General features: G+C 48.1%; 23 protein-coding genes. 20 read left to right on the top strand and 3 right to left on the bottom strand.

The genetic code is table 11. The annotated features are described in order from the left end of the window. Positions 1-74 precede the first annotated feature (74 nt). The 20 genes from rnc (at position 75) to A3GW_RS0100370 (ending at position 18034) form a co-directional block, all read left to right on the top strand. Positions 75-767, top strand: a complete 693-nt coding sequence (rnc, locus tag A3GW_RS0100475; protein ID WP_018367354.1) for a ribonuclease III — start codon at positions 75-77, stop codon at positions 765-767. A gap of 1 nt (position 768) precedes the next feature. Beyond that, positions 769-4308: a chromosome segregation protein SMC gene (gene smc / locus A3GW_RS0100470; RefSeq protein ID WP_026216522.1), complete on the top strand. Its 3540-nt coding sequence runs from the start codon at positions 769-771 to the stop codon at positions 4306-4308. A gap of 9 nt (positions 4309-4317) precedes the next feature. After that, complete coding sequence (locus A3GW_RS0100465) at positions 4318-4878, top strand: DapH/DapD/GlmU-related protein (protein ID WP_018367352.1); 561 nt, start codon at positions 4318-4320, stop codon at positions 4876-4878. 3 nt (positions 4879-4881) lie between these two features. Continuing rightward, positions 4882-5721 carry a thymidylate synthase gene (locus A3GW_RS0100460; RefSeq protein WP_018367351.1) on the top strand — a complete coding sequence of 280 codons (840 nt, stop codon included), beginning with the start codon at positions 4882-4884 and terminating at the stop codon, positions 5719-5721. A 349-nt stretch (positions 5722-6070) separates the two neighbouring features. Next, a complete protein-coding gene (locus A3GW_RS0100450) occupies positions 6071-6580 on the top strand; it encodes a dihydrofolate reductase (protein WP_018367349.1) in 510 nt (169 codons plus the stop codon). Between the two features lie 3 nt (positions 6581-6583). Further along, positions 6584-6757, top strand: coding sequence for a hypothetical protein (locus A3GW_RS11615; RefSeq protein ID WP_018367348.1), 174 nt, complete (start codon positions 6584-6586; stop codon positions 6755-6757). Between the two features lie 15 nt (positions 6758-6772). After that, positions 6773-7999, top strand: coding sequence for an ATP-dependent Clp protease ATP-binding subunit ClpX (gene clpX / locus A3GW_RS0100440; protein ID WP_018367347.1), 1227 nt, complete (start codon positions 6773-6775; stop codon positions 7997-7999). Between the two features lie 10 nt (positions 8000-8009). After that, positions 8010-8606, top strand: coding sequence for a ribosome biogenesis GTP-binding protein YihA/YsxC (gene yihA / locus A3GW_RS0100435; RefSeq protein ID WP_018367346.1), 597 nt, complete (start codon positions 8010-8012; stop codon positions 8604-8606). Between the two features lie 431 nt (positions 8607-9037). Then, positions 9038-9478, top strand: a complete 441-nt coding sequence (locus A3GW_RS0100425) for a VOC family protein (protein ID WP_018367344.1) — start codon at positions 9038-9040, stop codon at positions 9476-9478. 9 nt (positions 9479-9487) lie between these two features. Continuing rightward, a complete protein-coding gene (locus A3GW_RS0100420; RefSeq protein WP_018367343.1) occupies positions 9488-9880 on the top strand; it encodes a VOC family protein in 393 nt (130 codons plus the stop codon). A gap of 238 nt (positions 9881-10118) precedes the next feature. After that, complete coding sequence (locus A3GW_RS0100415) at positions 10119-10349, top strand: YkuJ family protein (protein ID WP_018367342.1); 231 nt, start codon at positions 10119-10121, stop codon at positions 10347-10349. Between the two features lie 219 nt (positions 10350-10568). Further along, complete coding sequence (locus tag A3GW_RS0100410; protein WP_018367341.1) at positions 10569-11264, top strand: phosphoglycerate mutase; 696 nt, start codon at positions 10569-10571, stop codon at positions 11262-11264. Positions 11265-11463: 199 nt separating this feature from the next. Further along, on the top strand, positions 11464-12285 hold the full coding sequence (locus A3GW_RS0100405; protein ID WP_018367340.1) for a lipoate--protein ligase family protein: 822 nt from the start codon (positions 11464-11466) through the stop codon (positions 12283-12285). Next, positions 12282-13475, top strand: coding sequence for an NADH-dependent flavin oxidoreductase (locus A3GW_RS0100400; protein ID WP_018367339.1), 1194 nt, complete (start codon positions 12282-12284; stop codon positions 13473-13475). The genes A3GW_RS0100405 and A3GW_RS0100400 overlap by 4 nt, the downstream gene beginning before the upstream one ends. Positions 13476-13477: 2 nt before the next feature. Beyond that, positions 13478-14455, top strand: coding sequence for an MsnO8 family LLM class oxidoreductase (locus tag A3GW_RS0100395; RefSeq protein ID WP_018367338.1), 978 nt, complete (start codon positions 13478-13480; stop codon positions 14453-14455). A gap of 15 nt (positions 14456-14470) precedes the next feature. Next, positions 14471-14803 carry a glycine cleavage system H family protein gene (locus A3GW_RS0100390; RefSeq protein WP_018367337.1) on the top strand — a complete coding sequence of 111 codons (333 nt, stop codon included), beginning with the start codon at positions 14471-14473 and terminating at the stop codon, positions 14801-14803. 1 nt (position 14804) lies between these two features. Further along, positions 14805-15584 carry a protein-ADP-ribose hydrolase gene (locus A3GW_RS0100385; protein ID WP_026216520.1) on the top strand — a complete coding sequence of 260 codons (780 nt, stop codon included), beginning with the start codon at positions 14805-14807 and terminating at the stop codon, positions 15582-15584. 98 nt (positions 15585-15682) lie between these two features. Beyond that, a complete protein-coding gene (locus A3GW_RS0100380; protein WP_018367335.1) occupies positions 15683-16558 on the top strand; it encodes an SIR2 family NAD-dependent protein deacylase in 876 nt (291 codons plus the stop codon). Between the two features lie 42 nt (positions 16559-16600). Further along, on the top strand, positions 16601-17620 hold the full coding sequence (locus A3GW_RS0100375; protein WP_018367334.1) for a lipoate--protein ligase: 1020 nt from the start codon (positions 16601-16603) through the stop codon (positions 17618-17620). A 6-nt stretch (positions 17621-17626) separates the two neighbouring features. Continuing rightward, complete coding sequence (locus A3GW_RS0100370; RefSeq protein WP_026216519.1) at positions 17627-18034, top strand: GNAT family N-acetyltransferase; 408 nt, start codon at positions 17627-17629, stop codon at positions 18032-18034. Between the two features lie 44 nt (positions 18035-18078). Here the strand turns inward: A3GW_RS0100370 and A3GW_RS0100365 are convergent, their stop codons facing one another. The 3 genes from A3GW_RS0100365 to A3GW_RS0100355 are packed head-to-tail and all read right to left on the bottom strand — an operon-like array spanning position 18079 to position 19871. Continuing rightward, positions 18079-18654, bottom strand: coding sequence for an ECF transporter S component (locus tag A3GW_RS0100365; protein ID WP_018367332.1), 576 nt, complete (start codon positions 18652-18654; stop codon positions 18079-18081). Beyond that, entirely contained in the window at positions 18632-19192 is a 561-nt protein-coding gene (coaC, locus tag A3GW_RS0100360; RefSeq protein ID WP_018367331.1) for a phosphopantothenoylcysteine decarboxylase, read from the bottom strand. The genes A3GW_RS0100365 and coaC overlap by 23 nt, the downstream gene beginning before the upstream one ends. Next, positions 19185-19871: a phosphopantothenate--cysteine ligase gene (locus tag A3GW_RS0100355; RefSeq protein WP_018367330.1), complete on the bottom strand. Its 687-nt coding sequence runs from the start codon at positions 19869-19871 to the stop codon at positions 19185-19187. The genes coaC and A3GW_RS0100355 overlap by 8 nt, the downstream gene beginning before the upstream one ends. Positions 19872-19981 lie beyond the last annotated feature (110 nt).

Here is a 19981-nt window from a genome sequence, read left to right as displayed (position 1 = left end):
GATTAGCTTAACTCGCTCATTTGAGCGAGTTTTGTGCTATAATAAGAGAAACCGTTTGAAGAGAAAGGAATCTTATGACCACATTAGTTGATCACTTGCAAGCTGTTTTTGGTATTGCCTTTTCCGATCAGAGTTTGCTTGACACGGCCTTTACCCATACGAGTTATGCGAACGAACACCGCCTCCTAAAAGTTCCACACAATGAGCGCTTGGAATTTTTAGGAGACGCGGTTCTGCAACTCATCATCTCTCAGTACCTTTATCAGAAATACCCTAAAAAGCCAGAAGGGGATTTGTCTAAGTTGCGTTCAGCCATTGTCCGTGAGGAAAGTCTGGCTGATTTTTCTAGACGTTGCGGGTTTGACCGCTTTATCAAGCTGGGTAAGGGTGAGGAAAAGACCGGAGGTCGCCAGAGGGCAGCTATTTTAGCCGACCTTTTTGAAGCTTTTTTGGGCGCTCTGCTATTGGACAAAGGCATCAACTGTGTCGAAGACTTTTTACAAGAAGTGGTCATCACGCAGGTGGAGCAGGGGAATTACGCGCAAGTGTCAGATTACAAGACCGCCCTTCAGGAGTTTCTCCAGAGCGATGGCGATGTGACCATCAGTTATCAGGTGGTCAATGAGACAGGACCTGCTCACGCTAAGGTCTTTGGGGTCGCCGTTTTTGTGGACGGCACCTGTATCGGCATGGGTGAGGGCAAGTCTAAGAAAATAGCAGAGCAGGCAGCTGCCAAGATTGCCCTCGACCAGTTACAGCGAGGTTAGGATGTTTTTAAAAGAGATAGAAATGCAGGGCTTCAAGTCCTTCGCAGACAAGACCAAGGTAACCTTTGACCAAGGGGTTACAGCGGTCGTGGGGCCAAATGGCTCTGGAAAATCAAATATCACAGAGAGCCTGCGCTGGGCACTGGGGGAATCCTCTGCCAAGAGCTTACGTGGTGGCAAGATGCCGGATGTCATCTTTGCAGGGACGCAGGATCGTAAGGCGCAAAATTATGCGGCTGTCAAGGTTACTCTGGATAATAGTGACGGCTTTATCGCCTCAGCGGGTAAAAGTATTCAGGTGGAGCGCCACATTTACCGTAACGGCGATAGTGATTACCTGATTGATGGGAAAAAGGTTCGGCTCAAGGACATTCATGACCTCTTTATGGACACAGGTCTGGGGCGGGATTCCTTTTCCATCATCTCGCAAGGGCGGGTTGAGGCTATTTTCAACAGCAAACCAGAGGAGCGCCGCGCCATCTTTGAAGAAGCGGCAGGTGTCCTCAAGTACAAGACCAGAAAAAAAGAAACCCAGACCAAGCTCAATCAAACTCAGGACAATTTGGACCGTTTGGAAGACATCATCTACGAGCTGAACAGTCAGATAAAGCCCTTGGAAAAGCAAGCCAAGACAGCTAAGCTCTTCCAAGGCTTGGAGCAAGAACGATCTGGCTTGCAACTGGATATTTTGGTGGCTGATATCGGACTAGAAAAAGATAGGGAAGCCCGTCTTAGCCAGCAAATCGAAGAAGCCAAATCAGCTTTGGCAGACTATCATGAGCAACGCCGACAGTTTGAAATTGATAACCAAGCCCTAAAAACCAAACGGCAAGCTCTGGCTCAGGAAGTGTCCGAGACCCAGGCCACGATTTTGGACTTGACACGATTAGCTGCTGATCTTAAGGGGCAACTCGAACGCCACCAACTGGAGCGTGACCAGTCCAATCGAACAAAAGAAGAAACCAGTCAACAACTGGTTCAGCTCAAGTTGAAAATCCAAGAGACAGACCATCAGCTGCTGACCAGTCAGGAGCACTTTGGGCAACTGACCCACCAATTAACACAAATCAATCAGGAACTTGTGGATTTGGAGCAGGGGCTTGAAAAGTTTGCCCAGACTCCCGATCAGGTTCTGGAGAGTTTGCGTGAGGACTATGTTCAGTTGATGCAAACAGAAGCTGACCTGTCCAATAAACTGACGCTGCTGGAGGCGGAGTTGGAGCAAGAGAGCCAGATGTTGGAGAGCCAGCGTGCTGAAAACGAGCAGGTGACCAAGGATTTGGCAGAGGTCAAAGCTAGCGCCCAAGCTGCCCTAGTTAGCTATCAAGCCAGTCAAGAAAAAGTGGCAGAACTCCTGACGGCCTACCAAGAGCTGACCGAGCAACTCACCAGCCAACAAGACCGCTACAGCAGGGAGCAGACTAAATTGTTTGATCTGCTAGATGCCATAAAAACCAGAGAAGCTAAAAGGTCTAGTTTAGAAGCTATTCAGAAAAATCATAGCAATTTCTACGCTGGGGTACGGGCAGTCTTGCAAGCAGCTGACCGCCTTGATGGTATTATCGGTGCGGTCAGTCAGTCCTTGACCTTTGATAGCCGTTACCAGTTAGCCATGGAGATTGCTTTGGGAGGTGCCAGCCAGCACATCATCGTTCGCGATGAAGCGGCAGCCAAGCAAGGCATTGCCTACCTCAAACAACACCGCCAAGGTCGGGCAACCTTTCTGCCCTTAACCACCATCAAACCTCGCCAGCTTGCTCAACACCAACTGGATAAGCTCGAGGCTAGCTCAGGTTATCTAGGTCTTGCTAGCGATTTGGTGCGTTTTGATGCAGCCCACAGCCATATCTTTCACAACCTGCTGGGGGTGACTGCTATCTTTGAGACCACTGAGCAGGCTACATTGGCAGCTCGTCAGCTCCATTATCAGGTGCGCTTGGTCACTTTGGACGGGACAGAGTTGCGACCAGGTGGTTCCTTTTCAGGGGGTGCCAATCGCCAGCAGTCCACGACCTTTATTCAGCCAGAACTTGATACGCTCTTAAGTGAAATAGCAGAGCTGAAAACAGCCATGCTAGAGCAGGAACAACTGGTCGGCAGCATTCGACAAACCATCGACCAGCTAGAAGAGGAGCAGAGCTTGCTCAAAGAAGAAGGCGAGCTCGCCCGTCTGACAGAGCAAAGGGACAGATTGGCCTATGACCAATTATCTGAGCGCCTAGCTGACCTCAATAGGATCCAGGACACCTTGCTCGCTCGTTCAAGCGGGGAACTAAATCCTGACTTGTTGACCAACCGTCAGCACTTGCAAGACCAGTTGGCTAATCTTCAGACGAAGAAAGCCAATTTGACGGCTGATATTGAGCAACTGCGGCAAGATAAGGACAGCCTCAATCAACAGCTGGACAAGCAACGTCACCAATTAGCTCAGAGCCAGATTCGTCAGCGCGAACTCCAGTCGGAATGCCGATTTGAAGAGAGTACGATAGATCGTCTGACCAAGGAATTAGCTGAATTAACAGCAGAGCAAGAGCGTCTGGAAACGTTCCTCAACAGCGAGCAACTGCAGTTGACTCCTGAGACGATTGAGCACTTAACCCAGCAAAGCCAAGCGGTACAAGACCGCCAAAAAGAAGAGGAAAGCAAGTTGATTCGCCTGAATTTTGAGTTGGAGGACTGCGAAGCGAGTTTGGAGGATTTGGCGGAGCACCTAGGCAAGGTCAGTCAGAGAAACGATGGCTTGATTCGTCAACAAGCGACCTTGGAGGTTCAGTTCGAACAGGTTCAAGAGCGATTGCAGTCTTTTGCGAGACGCTTATCAGAAGACTACCGTCTGTCCTTTACGGAGGCGCTTGAAAAAGCTAGACCTCTAGAGCAGCTGGAACAGTCTAAGAAGCAGTTGAAAGACCTGAACAAGCAGATTAAAGACCTAGGTCCCATTAACCTCGAGGCCATTACCCAATTTGACGAGGTCAATGAGCGGTTGACTTTCTTATCAGGTCAACGCGATGACCTCTTAGGTGCGAAAAACATGCTTCAGGCGACCATTGATGATATGGACGGTGAGGTCAAGGCGCGCTTTAAGACAACCTTTGAAGCCATCAGAGAGAGCTTCAAGACAACCTTTACCCAGATGTTTGGTGGCGGTTCAGCAGACTTGATCTTAACTGAGCCTGATATTTTGACGGCAGGTGTGGAGATTTCCGTCCAACCTCCTGGTAAGAAAATCCAGTCACTCAACCTCATGTCAGGTGGGGAGAAAGCCCTCTCGGCGCTCGCTCTGCTATTTGCCATCATCCGTGTCAAAACCATCCCCTTTGTCATCTTGGACGAGGTGGAGGCGGCGCTTGATGAGGCTAATGTCAAGCGCTTTGGCGACTACCTCAACCGCTTTGATAAGTCCAGCCAGTTTATCGTCGTCACCCACCGCAAGGGGACTATGGCAGCGGCGGACAGCATCTACGGTGTGACCATGCAGGAGTCAGGAGTGTCCAAAATCGTGTCTGTCAAGCTCAAGGAAGCTCAGGAAATGGTAAAATAGGAGAACGATATGGGAGAAGACATCAAACCATCAACAGTTATTGGCGTTAATGCCCCAGCCTTCAAGGCTATTCATGACCGCGTTGCAGCCAACCAGCCTTACTTTGCTGTCTTTCAAGATGCGAGCAGTAGTAGACAAGAGGTGGAAGAGGCTTTTGCCGCCATGACAGGACAAGCACTAGACGAGAGTGTGAGCATCAATTTGCCCCTCTACACAGATTACGGCGCCAATATTCGCCTTGGGAAGTCTGTTTTTATCAATACTGGCGTGATGTTGACCGATTTAGGGGGGATTCAGATTGATGACCATGTTCTGATTGCGCCTTTTGCCAAACTGCTATCTGTCAACCACCCGACTAACCCTAAGGAAAGACGGGGACTAATCTTGCAACCTGTTCATCTCAAGGAAAATGCTTGGATTGGATCAGGGGCAACCATTTTACCAGGAGTGACAGTTGGTAAAAATGCGATTGTCAGCGCTGGGGCTGTGGTGACCAAAGACGTTCCAGACAATGTCATCGTTGCAGGTGTTCCGGCTCGCGTGATAAAAGAGATTGAAGAGATAGACTAACACATGACCAAAGCAGACCACATTTTCAAAGACAATATCAATAAAATCATGAACGAAGGGGTCTTTAGTCAGCAGGCTAGACCCAAGTACAAGGACGGCACAACAGCGAACTCCAAGTACATCACAGGTTCCTTTGCCGAGTACGATTTGAGTAAGGGTGAGTTTCCCATCACAACCCTGCGCCCTATTGCTATTAAGTCGGCGATCAAGGAGATTTTCTGGATTTACCAAGACCAGACCAGCGACCTCGATGTTCTGAGAAACAAGTACGGAGTGACCTACTGGAACGACTGGGAGATTGGGGAAACAGGCACTATCGGCGAGCGCTATGGGGCTATCGTGAAAAAACATGACATCATCAGAAAATTGCTCAAGCAGTTAGCTGACAACCCTTGGAACCGTCGCAATGTCATTTCTCTCTGGGATTATGAGGCCTTCGAGCGCAGCGAGGGGCTCTTGCCCTGTGCTTTCCAGACCATGTTTGATGTGCGTCAGGTGGGCGATGATATTTACCTCGATGCGACCCTGACCCAGCGCTCTAATGATATGCTGGTGGCTCACCACATCAATGCCATGCAGTATGTGGCTCTTCAGATGATGATTGCTAAGCATTTTGGCTGGAAGGTTGGGAAATTCTTTTACTTCATCAACAATCTCCACATTTACGACAACCAGTTTGAACAGGCTGAGGAATTGCTCCGCCGTGAGCCGACCGACTGTCAGCCACGGCTGGTACTCAATGTCCCTGACGGCACAGATTTCTTTGCCATCAAGCCAGAAGACTTTGAATTGGTAGACTACGACCCTGCCCTGCCTCAATTAAAATTTGATTTAGCGATTTAAGCCAGATAAAAACAAGTGATAAGTTCTAGAACTATCTAGACGGTTTCCATGAAAATGGCAAAGCTATTGTCATTTAGGACTTATGACGGTTTCATTGCTCAAGCAAAGATGGCTGCTTTGCCCTGGCTTTGGCGACAGCTAAACATGCAGTTGTCAGGTCTTACAGCAAAACAGCAAGGCTGACCATGATAACTAGCTGATTAAGTCGGTCGGTCAGTGTCTCATCTGGAATGAGGCTGACTGAACATCAGTCTTTGTGATAGAAGCGGGGTGCTCGAAAAGTTTTTTTCGAGCATTTTTTTGCTAAATTTGATAAAATAGTAGAACTAAGACTGTGGAAAGGAGAGGTATGACTAAGAAAATCATCGCCATTTGGGCACAGGATGAAGCAGGCCTTATCGGACGTGACAACCGTTTGCCCTGGCATTTGCCTAAAGAGTGGCAGCATTTTAAGGAAACGACCATGCACCAAGCGCTGGTGATGGGGCGCGTGACTTTTGATGGCATGAACCGGCGTCTTCTACCTGGTCGTGAGACCCTGATTCTCAGCCGTCAGCCCGATCAAATCGACACTACTGGCGTGACCATCTTATCAAGCCCTGAGGCCGTTCTTGACTGGTTCAAGCAACAGGACAAGAACCTCTATGTGGTCGGTGGCGCTAGCATCTATCAGGCTTTTGCGCCTTATTACGACCAACTGGTGGTGACGCGGGTTGCTGGAGAGTTTGCGGGTGACACTCATTTTCCACCGTTTGATTGGTCGGCCTATCGGCCAATAGCAGAGCAGACCTTTGCGGCTGATGAACAGAACAGTCATGCCTTTACCGTCACCACTTATGAACGGATTAAGGAGGATTAGCGCGTGCAACGTAGCATTTTTGGCGTCTTTACTGCCTTTCTCTGTGGGATTTGCATTTTAGCAGCCATTCCAGCCCTACAGAAAAAACGCTATGGCTTGGGTATTTTTTTCCTGCTCAACGCCTTCACCAATATTGTGGTGACCATTCATGCCTTTTACGGCACCTTATTCAAATAGAAACTCGAGGATATTATGGCAAATCGTAAAAGTGATATCTTAGTTCACTGTTCTTTCTGTGGTAAAAATCAGGAAGAAGTCCGAAAAATCATCGCCGGAAACGGCGTCTTTATCTGTAATGAATGTGTGGCACTCTCTCAAGAGATTATTCGAGAGGAATTGTCTGAGGAGATTTTAGCAGAGTTGACCGATGTTCCTAAGCCAAAGGAATTGCTTGACATTCTCAATACCTATGTTATCGGACAGGACCGCGCCAAGCGGGCGCTGGCTGTGGCGGTTTATAATCACTATAAGCGCATTAGCTTTACGGAAAGTCGTGATGATGACGATGTGGACTTGCAAAAATCAAACATTCTCATGATCGGCCCAACAGGGTCAGGCAAGACTTTCTTGGCGCAGACCTTAGCCAAGAGCCTCAACGTGCCATTTGCCATTGCAGATGCGACGGCATTGACTGAGGCAGGCTATGTGGGTGAGGATGTGGAGAATATCCTGCTCAAGCTCATCCAAGCTGCTGACTACAACGTCGAGCGAGCCGAGCGTGGCATCATCTATGTCGATGAGATTGACAAAATTGCCAAAAAATCAGAGAATGTCTCCATCACCCGTGACGTGTCTGGTGAAGGTGTCCAGCAAGCGCTCTTGAAAATCATCGAGGGGACGGTTGCCAGCGTGCCCCCGCAGGGCGGTCGTAAACACCCTAACCAAGAGATGATTCAGATCAACACCAAGAACATCCTCTTCATCGTTGGCGGTGCCTTTGATGGTATCGAAGAAATCGTCAAGCAACGTCTGGGTGAGAAAGTCATCGGTTTTGGTCAAAACAGCCGCAAGATTGATGAGGATGCTTCCTACATGCAGGAAATCATCGCCGATGATATCCAAAAATTTGGGTTGATTCCAGAGTTTATCGGTCGCTTACCAGTGACTGCAGCCCTTGAGCAGCTGACGGTGGATGACTTGGTACGGATTCTGACGGAACCGAGAAATGCCTTGGTTAAACAATATCAGGCTCTCTTGTCCTACGATGGGGTGGATTTGGAGTTTGACGAGGATGCCCTGCAAGCCATTGCCAACAAGGCCATCGAGCGGAAAACAGGAGCTCGTGGCTTACGCTCGATCATCGAAGAGACCATGCTGGACGTTATGTTTGAAGTCCCAAGTCAGGAAGAGGTCAGTCTGGTTCGCATCACCAAAGAAGCGGTGGAAGGAACAGACAAACCCATCCTAGAAACCGCTTAGGAGCTCTGCCATGTCCCAAGAAACCTTAAACACGCACAAGGCCAGCCTGCTTCTGTCAGCGGCCAATAAGAGCCACTACCCACCTGACGACCTGCCAGAGATTGCCCTAGCTGGGCGGTCAAACGTGGGCAAGTCCAGTTTTATCAACACCCTGCTGGGGCGTAAAAATCTGGCTCGTACTTCCAGTAAACCCGGCAAAACCCAGCTGCTTAACTTTTACAACATTGATGATAAAATCCGCTTTGTCGATGTGCCAGGCTATGGCTACGCTAAGGTCTCAAAGACTGAGCGAGCCAGATGGGGAAGGATGATTGAGGAGTACCTGACCAGTCGGGAAAACCTCTATGCAGTGGTCAGTCTGGTTGACCTGCGGCATGACCCGTCGGCGGATGATGTCCAGATGTACCAGTTTCTCAAGTACTATGAGATTCCTGTCATTGTCGTGGCGACCAAGGCAGACAAAATTCCACGCGGCAAGTGGAACAAGCACGAAGCAGCCATCAAGAAAAAATTAGCGTTTGAGCCGACAGATACCTTTATCATCTTCTCCTCCGAGACTAGACAGGGCTACGATGAGGCTTGGGATGCCATTCTAGGGCGTCTATAGTTGGTAACAGTTTTCATTGCTAAACGTTTTCATTTTTGGTAAAATAAGGCTAAGGAGGGTTGTCCAATGAAAAAAGTTCTTTGCTCTTTGATAATCGGTTTCGTTAGCTTGCTCTTAGCTATACTGGTCTTTCCCCAGTCAGTTATCACTGGACCGCTGTTGTTCACTCTGTTTTTGTTCTCGGTAGCCTATGCCTTGTTTAGCCTTCATCAGGTCAAACCTAAACTGGCTAAACATGTTTTCGAATTTATCGCGAATGCTCTGACGTGGCCATAAGGAAAAAATCGCTGATGTTAGCGATTTTTCTTTTATTTCTAAAGTTCATCAACGACTGATGGGACATCGGTATCATCATTTCAAATCTTTTGCGAGAAAGTTTATCTTTAAATGTGTTATAATGAGCTCTAAACAATTTAAGGAGAACATTACTTTTGATTAAATCTATTGAACTTTACCTGGTGACTGATGGAAATGGCTTGGAAGCTGTTGACTTTTACAAAGATGTTTTTGATGCTGAGGTGGTAGCAGTGACGACCTTTGGTCAAGCCATTCCCGATACACCAGAAGAAAAACGTCATTTAGTCCTCAATGCCAACCTTAATATCAATGGCATTCGTTTGCAGATTTCAGATAACAATCCTGACTACCCTTATATCCAAGGGACTAATATGACCGCCTGCATTCAGCTAGATAGTGCTGAAACAGCGGCTGCGCTTTACAAAAAACTTAGCCAAGACGCCAAGGAAATTCAGCTGGAACTTCAAGAGACACCTTGGAGCCCAGCCTATGGCATTGTGGTCGATCAGTTTGGGATGACCTGGCAGATCAATACTGACATCGCAGGCTTTGTGTCACAAACTGTCCAATTTTAAGGAGGGGTCATGTTTACAGAACAGTTCTCGCTGATGCTCTATGTTGCTGATGTGGCTGCCGAACAAGCCTTTTGGGAGGCGGTTGGTTTTGAGATTTTAGCAACAAGTGAGCAGATGGGCTACCAGAGCTTTGACATGCGCTCACATGCCAAAAGTAGCACAACCATTACGGTATACGACAAGGCCTTTATCCAACAGGTCTCGCCTGAGGTAGCGGACCATGTGCCTAGCATTCTCTTTGAGAGCGACGACATTTATGCCTTGCAGGCAAAAATAGCAGAGCAGACCGACACCGCAAGCCCTGTCCAAACGGAACCCTTTTTGACCTTTAACTTTGCCAGCCCAAGTGGGCAGTATTTTGCGGTTAAAGGGCGCTCATCAGATGGGGCAACCACCAACTAGGGAAAATTTAAAGAGCGTTTCGATAACGACAGCTTGTTATCCTAGTCGCTGGTTTTTCCACGATAGTCTGTTCGGAAGTTGTAAGGTCAAACCATGTATTAGTCCTTTTGGAGCTCCTTATTGTACCCAAAAGGCTCGTCCATGAGTAAAAATGGTTCATTTTAGCGATTTTACTTTTTATTCTAGGCATTCTGTGGTAAAATAGGAAAGTAATTATAAGAATGAGGAGAATACTCTGATGGAATCACATTTGGTAAGAATCATTAATCGCTTGGAGCTTATGGCGACTGATGGTGGTAACTTAAAACGTAATTTTGAACGCGACGGTGTTGTGGTGGCAGAAGTGGCTTTCAGCAACGACCCTGAAAATGGACCAACCTTCACCTTGCGTGATGTGGCGGCTCGCGAAACCTATACCTTCGACAGCATCGACCTCATTGCGATGGAAATCTACGACTTGCTGTATTAAGCAAAAACGCGACGACTGGGTAACTGGTCGTTTTTTGCTGATTTGCCCCTAGTTGGGAGCATTGGCTTTTTGAGCATTTTTCTAGGAACATGGCAGAGCGGACTGCTTGCTCGGCTATTTTCCAAAAAAATTGCAAATTTTAGTAGCATTTTTCACAAAAATCCTGTAAAATAATAAGAGTAATTGGGCTTAGACCCATTAGAAAAAAGGAGAAACACAATGGTAAAATTGGTTTTTGCTCGCCACGGTGAGTCTGAATGGAACAAGGCTAACCTTTTCACAGGCTGGGCTGATGTCGATTTGTCTGAAAAAGGAACACAACAAGCGATTGATGCTGGTAAACTGATTAAAGCAGCTGGTATCGAGTTTGACTTAGCTTTTACGTCAGTTTTGAAACGTGCGATTAAGACCACAAACTTGGCGCTTGAAGCCGCTGACCAGCTCTGGGTGCCAGTTGAAAAATCTTGGCGTCTCAACGAGCGTCACTACGGTGGCCTCACTGGTAAAAACAAGGCAGAAGCGGCTGAGCAATTTGGTGATGAGCAAGTCCACATCTGGCGCCGTTCATACGATGTTTTGCCACCAGATATGGCAAAAGACGATGAGCACTCAGCACACACTGACCGTCGTTACGCTCACCTTGATGGTTCTGTCATTCCAGATGCTGAAAACTTGAAAGTCACTCTTGAGCGTGCCCTTCCTTTCTGGGAAGACAAGATTGCGCCAGCTCTTAAAGATGGCAAGAACGTCTTCGTGGGTGCTCATGGTAACTCTATCCGTGCCCTCGTAAAACACATCAAGCAACTGTCTGATGACGAGATTATGGATGTGGAAATTCCAAACTTCCCACCACTGGTCTTTGAATTGGACGACAAGTTGAACCTTGTTAAAGAATACTACCTTGGTGGTGAATAAGGCTTAAGGTGACTCTTATTGAGAGTAGAGGATTGCATCCTCATCCTGTCAGCCTATCAATCCTGTTGACCGTTTGGTTCAGCAGGATTTTTTGATGGTTTGTTATGAGATGATCACGGTGCAGTCGACCGATTTTAATGTTTTTTCTTCCGTGATGCGTTAGAAAATATGCTATAATATCTAAGGAGGCAAGATAAGAATGACAAATCAACTCAGCCGCTTGGGCCTTTATCCGATAGAAGTGTTTGATGAGCAGGCCAGCCCGTTTGTCTGGACGGAGGTTCTGTTAAGGGAAATCAACCGCCATCCTGACCAAGTGCTTGTCCATCTCTGGCCTTTGGAGAAAACGGTTATTCTGGGGATGCTGGATCGGCAAGTACCCTACTTAACTGCTGGTCTTGAAGACATCCGCTTGGCGGGTTATCAGCCTGTCATTCGAAATCTGGGCGGGCTAGCTGTTGTCGCGGATGAAGGGGTGTTGAATTTTTCCCTATTTCTCCCCCAGTCGGCTGATGACAAGCTGGATATTAAGTCCGCCTATCAGTTGATGAAGGAGCTGATAGAGGCCATGTTAGTTGACCAGCAGGTAACGATTGAGGCTTATGAAGTGACTGATTCTTACTGTCCTGGGAATTTTGATCTCAGTATCAACGGCAAGAAATTTGCAGGGCTAGCTCAGCGGCGAATCAAAGATGGGATTGTGGTGTCTATTTACCTGAGCGTTTGTGGTGATCAAACCAAGCGTGGGCAGTTAGTGGCAGATTTTTACCGAGCTGGTCTTGCTGGAGAGGAAACCGCTATCAGCTACCCTGAGGTTAATCCTGCTGCAATGGCTAACCTGTCTGACCTCTGTGGTGTAGCCTTTACGGTGGCTGATATGATAGATCGTCTGATGAGGGTTTTGCGACAGCTAGGGCAGTCGGTGTCTATTTACCAACCGACACCAGCTAATTACAGCGATTTTGATCATTTTGAGACCTTAGACAGAGAAAAACAGGCTGTCACAGGGGGCAAGTTATGAGCACAGACCGCACGCTTTTTACTCCTCTGGCATTGCCAAATGGGGTCCAGTTAACCAATCGTTTCGTTCTGTCGCCTATGGTGACGAACTCTTCCCTGAGGAGCGGAGCAGTTAGTTCAGAAGACTTGGCTTATGCCAGCAGGAGAGCCAATTCGGCGCCCTTGCAAATTTCAGGAGCAGCCTATGTCGACCCCTATGGGCAGTTATTTGAGTACGGTTTTAGTGTCGCTGAGGATGAAATGGTTGAAGGGCTGTCCCAGCTCGCTCAAGCCATGCAGGCAGACGGGAGCAAGGCTGTTTTACAGCTGACCCATGCAGGTCGCTTTGCCAGCCACGCTCTGACTCGTTTTGGATTTGTCTATGGGCCCAGTCCTATGAGCCTCAAAACGCCCTTTCCTCATGAAGTGCGTGAGCTGACAGAAGACCAAATTGAAGAGATTATTGAAAGTTATGTAGCAGCGACGCGTCGAACCATTCAGGCAGGGTTTGCTGGCGTGGAGATTTCGTCTGCTCAACGCTTGCTGATTCAGACCTTTTTCTCAACCTTTAGCAATCAACGCAGAGATGTTTATGGCTGCCAGACCTTGGAGACAAGAGCGCACTTGACTCTGGAGATTTTCAGGCGGGTGCAGGCAGTGATTGACACCGAGGCACCTGACGGCTTTATCTTGGGCTTCCGAGCAACACCTGAGGAGACTCGTGGTGCTAGTATTGGCTACAGCATTGAGGAATTTTGCCAGTTGTTGGACTGGCTTTTGGATATGGCAGAGCTGGACTATTTAGCTATTGCTTCGTGGGGGCGTGAGGTTTATAAAAACCGAGTCCGCAGTCCTGGTCAAAATCAGGGGCGCTTGGTCACGGAGGTGATTCATGAGCGATTCGGGGATCGTTTGCCCATTATGGCGACTGGTGGCATCAATACGGCTGAAAAGGCCGAGGAAGCCTTAGCTCATGCAGATTTGGTTGGCTTATCAACACCTTTTTTGGTTGACCCAGAGTTCGCTCTAAAGATAGAAACAGGGCAAAAAGATGCGATTCAGATGTTGATTAAACCAGAGGATTTAGCGGAACTTGCCATTCCACCAGCAGCTTTCAAGGACATTGTGCCCTTGATGGACTATGGTGCAGCCATTCCTGCAGCCTCACGAGATTTGTTTAGGACGCTTGAAAGCAACTACAAGGAGAAATGACCATGAAGATTAGTGTGATTGATTATGGCATTATTGATGAGGGAAGAACACCAGAACAAGCCCTGCAAGAGACCGTTTTGCTAGCCCAACAAGCGGAGAAGTTGGGATATCATCGGTTTTGGGTAGCTGAGCACCACAATGTGCCAGCTTTTGCCATCTCAAGTCCAGAGTTACTTTTGGCTCATTTGGCAACCAAGACTCAGACTATAGGGCTTTCGACCGGCGGCATTATGGCCTTGCATTATAATGCTTTTAAGCTGGCGGAGACGGTGGCGACATTGACCACCTTGGCACCTCATCGTCTAGCTATCGGTTGGGGGAACTCACTTAGCACTAGTCTAGTGTCTGAGGCGCTTCAGAGCCGTTATCGCTCTGAGGAGTTTGAGCAGGTGCTGGCTGATGTGGCAGGATATCTGACGACTGAACAAGCCCCCTTTGCCAATCCACGCTTGGACAGCTTGCCCCAAGCCTTTACCTTAGGGATGGGCGGGGGATCAGCAGAGGTGGCGGGTCGCCAAGGGCTGGGCTATGTGCTGGGGCTCTTTCCTTACCTCTTTCAGGAGCCTTATGGACTGATTAAAGAGGCTTTTGCCCGATACCGAGAAAGCTTTAGCCCGTCAGTTTTTATGAATCAGCCTTATACCGCTTTGGCCCTCTTTGTGGTGGTGGCTGATACGGAAGCAATGGCAGAGCGACTAGCTCATGCCACTAGTGTCTGGTTGTTAGGGAAGGAAAATTTTAGCGAGTTTCGCTTCTTTCCTAGCCCAGAAACAGCTGACCGCTATGCTATTGCCCCAGAAGACAAGGAAAAAATAGCCAAGCAGCGAGAGCGACTCATCGTTGGAACGCCTGATATGGTGGCGGCACGAGTGCAGGACCTTGCTCAAGCAGGGCAGGTGGACGAGGTCGTTTTAGTACCTGTGGTATCAGGCTTTGCTAATCGAAGCCGAACCCTAGAATTATTAAAAGAATTGTTTTAAAAAGGAGACAAACCAATGAGAAAATTTGCCAACTACCTCTGGGTAGATAAGACCGATGACATTTACACCATCAGCATGACCCCTGAATTACAGGACGATTTAGGAACAGTGGGCTATGTGGAGTTCACCGATGGGGAAACTGTTGCTAAAGACGAGGTTATCCTTAACTTAGAGGCTTCGAAGACAGTTATGGGTGTTCTATCGCCCTTGGCTGGTCGTGTAGTTGCCCGCAATCTGGCAGCGGTTGACCAACCAACCTTGCTTAATTCAGCCAAGCCCGAGGACTATTGGTTGATTAAACTAACGGATGTTGACCCAGCGGCCTTTGATGGCTTGGAAGATGCTTAATCTGACGGACCAATTAGCGCTCTTGCGGGAGATGATTGAGCTCTTGGTGACAGAAAGATCCTCAGCTCCTTCGTCCAGTCCAGCTGATGCTGATCTCCTATCCGTCTGGCGAGGTCTGGTCAATACCCGTCCTGCCCAGCCTGTGTCAGCGACTTATTTGGCTTTAGAAGACCGTTTTTTGAGGTGGTGGAACAGCCGTTCGATCAAGACCTTGGTAGACTGCCAGCAAGTGGCTGACCAGGTTTACCTCTATGAGGGTGATGTGACGCAATTGGCGGTATCAGCTATTGTTAATCCTGCCAATAGCGAGCTTCTGGGGTGTTTCCATGCCAATCACCTCTGTCTGGACAACGCCATTCATACCTTTGCAGGGGTTCGATTGCGCCTGACCTGTGCGCGGTTAATGGCAGAGCAGGGCAGAAAGGAAGCCGTGGGGCAGGCTAAACTGACTCCAGCCTTTCATCTGCCAGCAGACCATGTTATTCATACGGTAGGACCATTTATTCCAGCTGGGCAGGCAGTGTCGTCCATCAGGGCCAGTCTGCTCAGGCAGTCCTATCTGGCTTGTTTAAGCCTAGCCAAGCAGGAGGGACTGGAAAGTATTGCCTTTCCTTGTATCTCGACAGGTCAATTTGGCTTTCCGAGACGAGAGGCGGCGCAGATTGCGCTTGAGACAGTGCGAAACTGGCTGGTAGAGACAGGCAGTCAGATGACGATCGTTTTTACCCTTTATACAGAGGAGGATAAGCAGATTTACCAAGAGTTGCTAACAGGCGAATAGAGACGCACTGAGCTGCGAGGCTAATATGATATCATATCGTGAGATATGCTTGCCCATGATACTTTTAGTATGCCCTAAAAAATTATAAAGGAGACCCTATGACCTGGACGACCTTGTCCCAAACCAATCTCACTCAGGCTCAGCAACTGGCTGGCTTAATTGCAGAAGCTGATGCCATTGTCGTTGGTATCGGTGCGGGCATGTCAGCAGCTGATGGCTTTACCTACATTGGCAAGCGTTTTGAGGACGCCTTTCCTGATTTCATCACTAAGTATAGTCTCTTGGACATGCTCCAAGCCAGCCTCTTTCACTTTGAGAGCTTGGAGGAGTACTGGGCTTTTCAGAGCCGTTTTGTGGTGTTGAACTACTTGGATCAACCAGTTGGGCAATCCTACCTTAACCTCAAAGATATCCTAGCTCTCAAACCCCACCACATTATCACAACCAATGCCGATAATGCCTTTGCAGCAGCTGACTATGACCCTGATACCGTTTTTCATATCCAAGGGGAGTATGCCCTGTGGCAGTGTAGTCGCCATTGCCATGCCCAAACCTATCGTGATGATGAAAGGATTCGGCAAATGGCAGAGCAGCAGAGCCAGATGAAGATTCCACGTGAGCTGATTCCCTACTGCCCTGTCTGCGATGCACCGATGGAAATCAACAAGCGCAATGCTGACAAGGGGATGGTGGAGGATGCTGACTTTGATGCCCAAGAAGAACGCTACAAAAGCTTCTTGAAAGAGCATGAGACAGGCAAGGTAATTTATCTGGAAATTGGTGTCGGCTATACAACGCCCCAATTTATCAAACAGCCCTTTCAAGAGCGGACAATGGCTAATCCAGATGCCCTCTTTGTCTCACTAAATCAGAAAAGTTACCGTATTCCGGTAGACCTTAGACCTCAAACTTTGACTCTGACGGAGGACATCGCTCAGCTTCTGTCGGCGACAGCTCGAGAGTTAGTGGGATGAGGCAACTAACCAGACTAAAAAGCAGCTAAAGAGGAGGTTTGCATGTACCTTATTGAAATGATTCGTGACGGCCAGTATGTGACCCATGGCGCCTATGCCATGGCCATGCAGGTCTATGTCCAGCAGCATATCTTCCTAGATGAAGATATTCTTTTTCCTTATTTCTGTGACCCTCATGTTCAGATTGGCAAGTACCAGAATGCTGCGGCAGAGGTCAATCAGGACTATATCGACCACTATCAGTTGCCTATCGTGCGGCGAGATACGGGGGGTGGTGCCATCTATATTGACCGTGGTGCAGTGAATTTTTGCTATCTGACTAGCGATATGAGTTTATTTGGTGACTTTAAGCGCGCTTATGAGCCTGCCATTACAGCGCTCAAGAGTCTTGGTGTGTCCTTAGTAGAGCAGCGCGGTAGAAATGATCTGGTCATCGAGGGGAAAAAGGTGTCGGGCTCTGCCATGACCATCACTAATAACCGCATCTATGGCGGCTACTCTCTCCTTTTAGACGCAGACCATGAGGCTATGGCGCAGGTGCTAAACCCCAACCGTAAGAAGATGGCGTCGAAAGGCATCGCTTCTGTACGCAGTCGCGTAGGGACGATTCGGGAGTATTTGGCGGAGGAATACCAGAGGGTCACTGCTGATGAGTTTAAGGACTTGATGATTTGTCGCCTGATGGGGATTGACGAGGTCAGCCAAGCCAAACGCTATGTGCTGATGGACGAGGACTGGGCAGCCATTGACCGCTTGGTCGCCGAAAAATACCAGAACTGGGAGTGGACCTTTGGCAATTCCCCTCAATACAGCTACCAACGTGACGGTCGCTTTGCCTGTGGAACCATTGAGATTCATTTGGAAATAGAGAAAAGTCGGATTGCCAGCTGCAAGATTTACGGTGATTTTTTTGGCAAGGGAGATATTGCTGAAGTGGAAGCCGCTCTTCTGGGAACTCGGATGATTGCAGAAGAAGTTGAAGCGGTCTTGAACAAGCTGGACTTGCCAACCTATTTTGGTCAGGTCACCGCGACTGAACTGACAGGATTGATCTTTAGCTGAGGTGTGATGATGGACTATAGAGAGATTAACCAGTTGACCATAGAGGAAGCTCTTCCTCTCTATACTGCTGTTGGCTGGACCAACTATACCAAAAATCCTGACACCTTAGCAAAAGGGTTACAACAGAGTCTCTATCTCCTTGCTGCCTATGATGGCGAACAGCTAGTTGGGCTATTGCGGGCGGTTGGTGATGGGGTAACGATTGTCTTTATTCAAGATATTTTGGTTCTACCAGACTACCAACGACAGGGCATTGGGCGAACCTTGATGACCATAACTCTGGAACGGTTTTCGGGTGTTTATCAGTGTCATCTTTTGACCGATCAAACGGAGAAAACGCGTGCTTTCTACACTAGTCTTGGCTTCAAAGAAGTGAGTGAGCAGGCTTGTGCGGCCTATACTTTTGTCAACTAGAAAACCCCACCAATTGGTGGGGCTTATTGATATGCTTTAGTCAATTAGTGCTTTAGTGACCGCAATCTCGGCACTAAAATCATGGTTAGGACAGTGGCGATGGCGACTTCGACCAATGAGTTGGTTGCTAGTACAGCCGCTAAGAAGCTCTGCACATTGCCCCCAAAGCGGTCTGGGAAGAGGAAGAAGATACCGCCTAGCACAAAGAGGGTGTTGGTCATGCTGCCAACAGCGCCAGCCATGCCCAAGCCGATAGTGTTGTGAAGGGCTTTGTAAATCAGATAGGGAGTGACACCGATAAGAACCCGTGGAACAATCGCAATCAGAAGAGAGTAAAAGTTTCCACCATCAACAAACGGTGAGAAAATGTAACTGGCGGGCGTAACCAAGATGGTGTTGCGAACCACGCTCATGATGCCCATAAAGGTTCCGAGCCCTGCGCCGACTTTGGGACCATAGTAGATGCTGGCGATAATGACAGGGATATGGGTCAGTGTCGGTTTTAGAGGGAGGGCGGGAATGGCTGCAAAGATGGACTGGCTGACAATTTCAATGACCAGCATGACAGCCATAAAAATAGCAATAGCAGCGATTTGTTTAGTTTCTTGACGTCTGTTCATGTAAAATCTCCTCAATTGTTTTAATAATATCTGGTAGGTCAGCTAGGGCACCGTGCCCCACATCACCGCAGGCTAAAAGGGCAGAGCGAGGTGGAATTTCCCTGTACCCTTGTTGGGTCAGGACGGCCATGTTCTGTTGCGTGATGGGGTTGTCGTACATTTTTGTGTTCATGGCTGGCGCAAAGAGCTTTGGTGTTTCGGCTGGCAAGGCAAGCGCAGTGGCTGTCACCATATTGCTCGCCAGACCGTGTGCCAAATGCGCGATAGTATTGGCAGAAGCAGGGGCTAGCACAAATAAGTCAGCTTCCTTGGCTAAGTCGATATGGTTGATTCGGTCTGCTAATTTTTCAGTCATCACGTCTACATGCACAGGTTGTTTGGAGAGAACCTGTAAGGTCAAGGGCGTGATAAATTGAGTGGCAGCCTCTGTCATCAGGACATGGACCTCGTAGCCTAGCTTGGTTAATTGGCTGGTTAAATCCGCTGCCTTATAGGCAGAAATGGAGCCTGATATGGCTAACAAGAGTCGTTTAGGCATGAGTAGTCACCTTTTCTAAAATCAGCTGAGCGATTTGTTCTTTTGTCTCTGCTTCAAACACCTCGTCAGTTGTCAGCAAATAGCCGCGATGCTTGTCTTGGCTAATCTCCATTAAATCATTAGCCAGAATAAAATCAGCACGATTTTTCATCAAGCTAGCCCTCGCTACCGCGAAAAGCTCGTCACGACTAACATCAACCAAGAGCTTGAACCCCACTAACTTAATGTTCGGATTCCAGTCCTTAATGTGGCCGATAACCTTAGGCGTTTTTTTCAGAAGAAGAACTTGATAATCACTATGAGATGAGATTTTCGTCTCATTATTTTTTTGGGTCAATAGCTGGCGCAGATTTGACGTTTTTTCGACCTCTTCCAAGTCAGTCATATAGACAGGAGTGTAATCAGAGACGGCCATGCTATGAATGCAGACATCATGTGATTGAACCAGTGGCTTGAGCACAGTGATTAGGCTTGCCACGTCAGAGATGATTGTCACAGATAATTTGGGGTGAGCATCAGGCTTAACGGCTTGCTTGGTTGTCACAAGTGTCACCTCATGACCAGCTGCTAAGCAGGTTTCTGCCATGATTTTTCCAAGCCAACCACTGGCATGATTGGTAATCCCTCTCACCTGATCAATCGGCTCTGTCGTGCCGCCGGATGTGATTAAACATTTCATATCTGTATTATAGCATAAGTCCTTTCCTAGGCAAAATGTTTTGTAAAAAGCTTGCAAAAATTGTCGTTATACGATAAAATAAACTGGTTAAGTATAAAATTAACTGGTTT

Origin of the sequence: Streptococcus entericus DSM 14446 (assembly GCF_000380025.1) — a bacterium.
GTDB classification, from domain to species: Bacteria; Bacillota; Bacilli; order Lactobacillales; family Streptococcaceae; genus Streptococcus; species Streptococcus entericus.
The sequence above is the reverse complement of the archived record's forward strand: the minus strand, read 5'-3'. Positions and strand labels throughout refer to the sequence as shown.

Coding starts and splice junctions, on each gene's coding strand:
- rnc (WP_018367354.1), top strand. CDS start 75: ATGACCACATTAGTTGATCACTTGCAAGCTGTTTTTGGTATTGCCTTT.
- smc (WP_026216522.1), top strand. CDS start 769: ATGTTTTTAAAAGAGATAGAAATGCAGGGCTTCAAGTCCTTCGCAGAC.
- A3GW_RS0100465 (WP_018367352.1), top strand. CDS start 4,318: ATGGGAGAAGACATCAAACCATCAACAGTTATTGGCGTTAATGCCCCA.
- A3GW_RS0100460 (WP_018367351.1), top strand. CDS start 4,882: ATGACCAAAGCAGACCACATTTTCAAAGACAATATCAATAAAATCATG.
- A3GW_RS0100450 (WP_018367349.1), top strand. CDS start 6,071: ATGACTAAGAAAATCATCGCCATTTGGGCACAGGATGAAGCAGGCCTT.
- clpX (WP_018367347.1), top strand. CDS start 6,773: ATGGCAAATCGTAAAAGTGATATCTTAGTTCACTGTTCTTTCTGTGGT.
- yihA (WP_018367346.1), top strand. CDS start 8,010: ATGTCCCAAGAAACCTTAAACACGCACAAGGCCAGCCTGCTTCTGTCA.
- A3GW_RS0100420 (WP_018367343.1), top strand. CDS start 9,488: ATGTTTACAGAACAGTTCTCGCTGATGCTCTATGTTGCTGATGTGGCT.
- A3GW_RS0100415 (WP_018367342.1), top strand. CDS start 10,119: ATGGAATCACATTTGGTAAGAATCATTAATCGCTTGGAGCTTATGGCG.
- A3GW_RS0100410 (WP_018367341.1), top strand. CDS start 10,569: ATGGTAAAATTGGTTTTTGCTCGCCACGGTGAGTCTGAATGGAACAAG.
- A3GW_RS0100405 (WP_018367340.1), top strand. CDS start 11,464: ATGACAAATCAACTCAGCCGCTTGGGCCTTTATCCGATAGAAGTGTTT.
- A3GW_RS0100400 (WP_018367339.1), top strand. CDS start 12,282: ATGAGCACAGACCGCACGCTTTTTACTCCTCTGGCATTGCCAAATGGG.
- A3GW_RS0100395 (WP_018367338.1), top strand. CDS start 13,478: ATGAAGATTAGTGTGATTGATTATGGCATTATTGATGAGGGAAGAACA.
- A3GW_RS0100390 (WP_018367337.1), top strand. CDS start 14,471: ATGAGAAAATTTGCCAACTACCTCTGGGTAGATAAGACCGATGACATT.
- A3GW_RS0100380 (WP_018367335.1), top strand. CDS start 15,683: ATGACCTGGACGACCTTGTCCCAAACCAATCTCACTCAGGCTCAGCAA.
- A3GW_RS0100375 (WP_018367334.1), top strand. CDS start 16,601: ATGTACCTTATTGAAATGATTCGTGACGGCCAGTATGTGACCCATGGC.
- A3GW_RS0100370 (WP_026216519.1), top strand. CDS start 17,627: ATGATGGACTATAGAGAGATTAACCAGTTGACCATAGAGGAAGCTCTT.
- A3GW_RS0100365 (WP_018367332.1), bottom strand. CDS start 18,654: ATGAACAGACGTCAAGAAACTAAACAAATCGCTGCTATTGCTATTTTT.
- coaC (WP_018367331.1), bottom strand. CDS start 19,192: ATGCCTAAACGACTCTTGTTAGCCATATCAGGCTCCATTTCTGCCTAT.
- A3GW_RS0100355 (WP_018367330.1), bottom strand. CDS start 19,871: ATGAAATGTTTAATCACATCCGGCGGCACGACAGAGCCGATTGATCAG.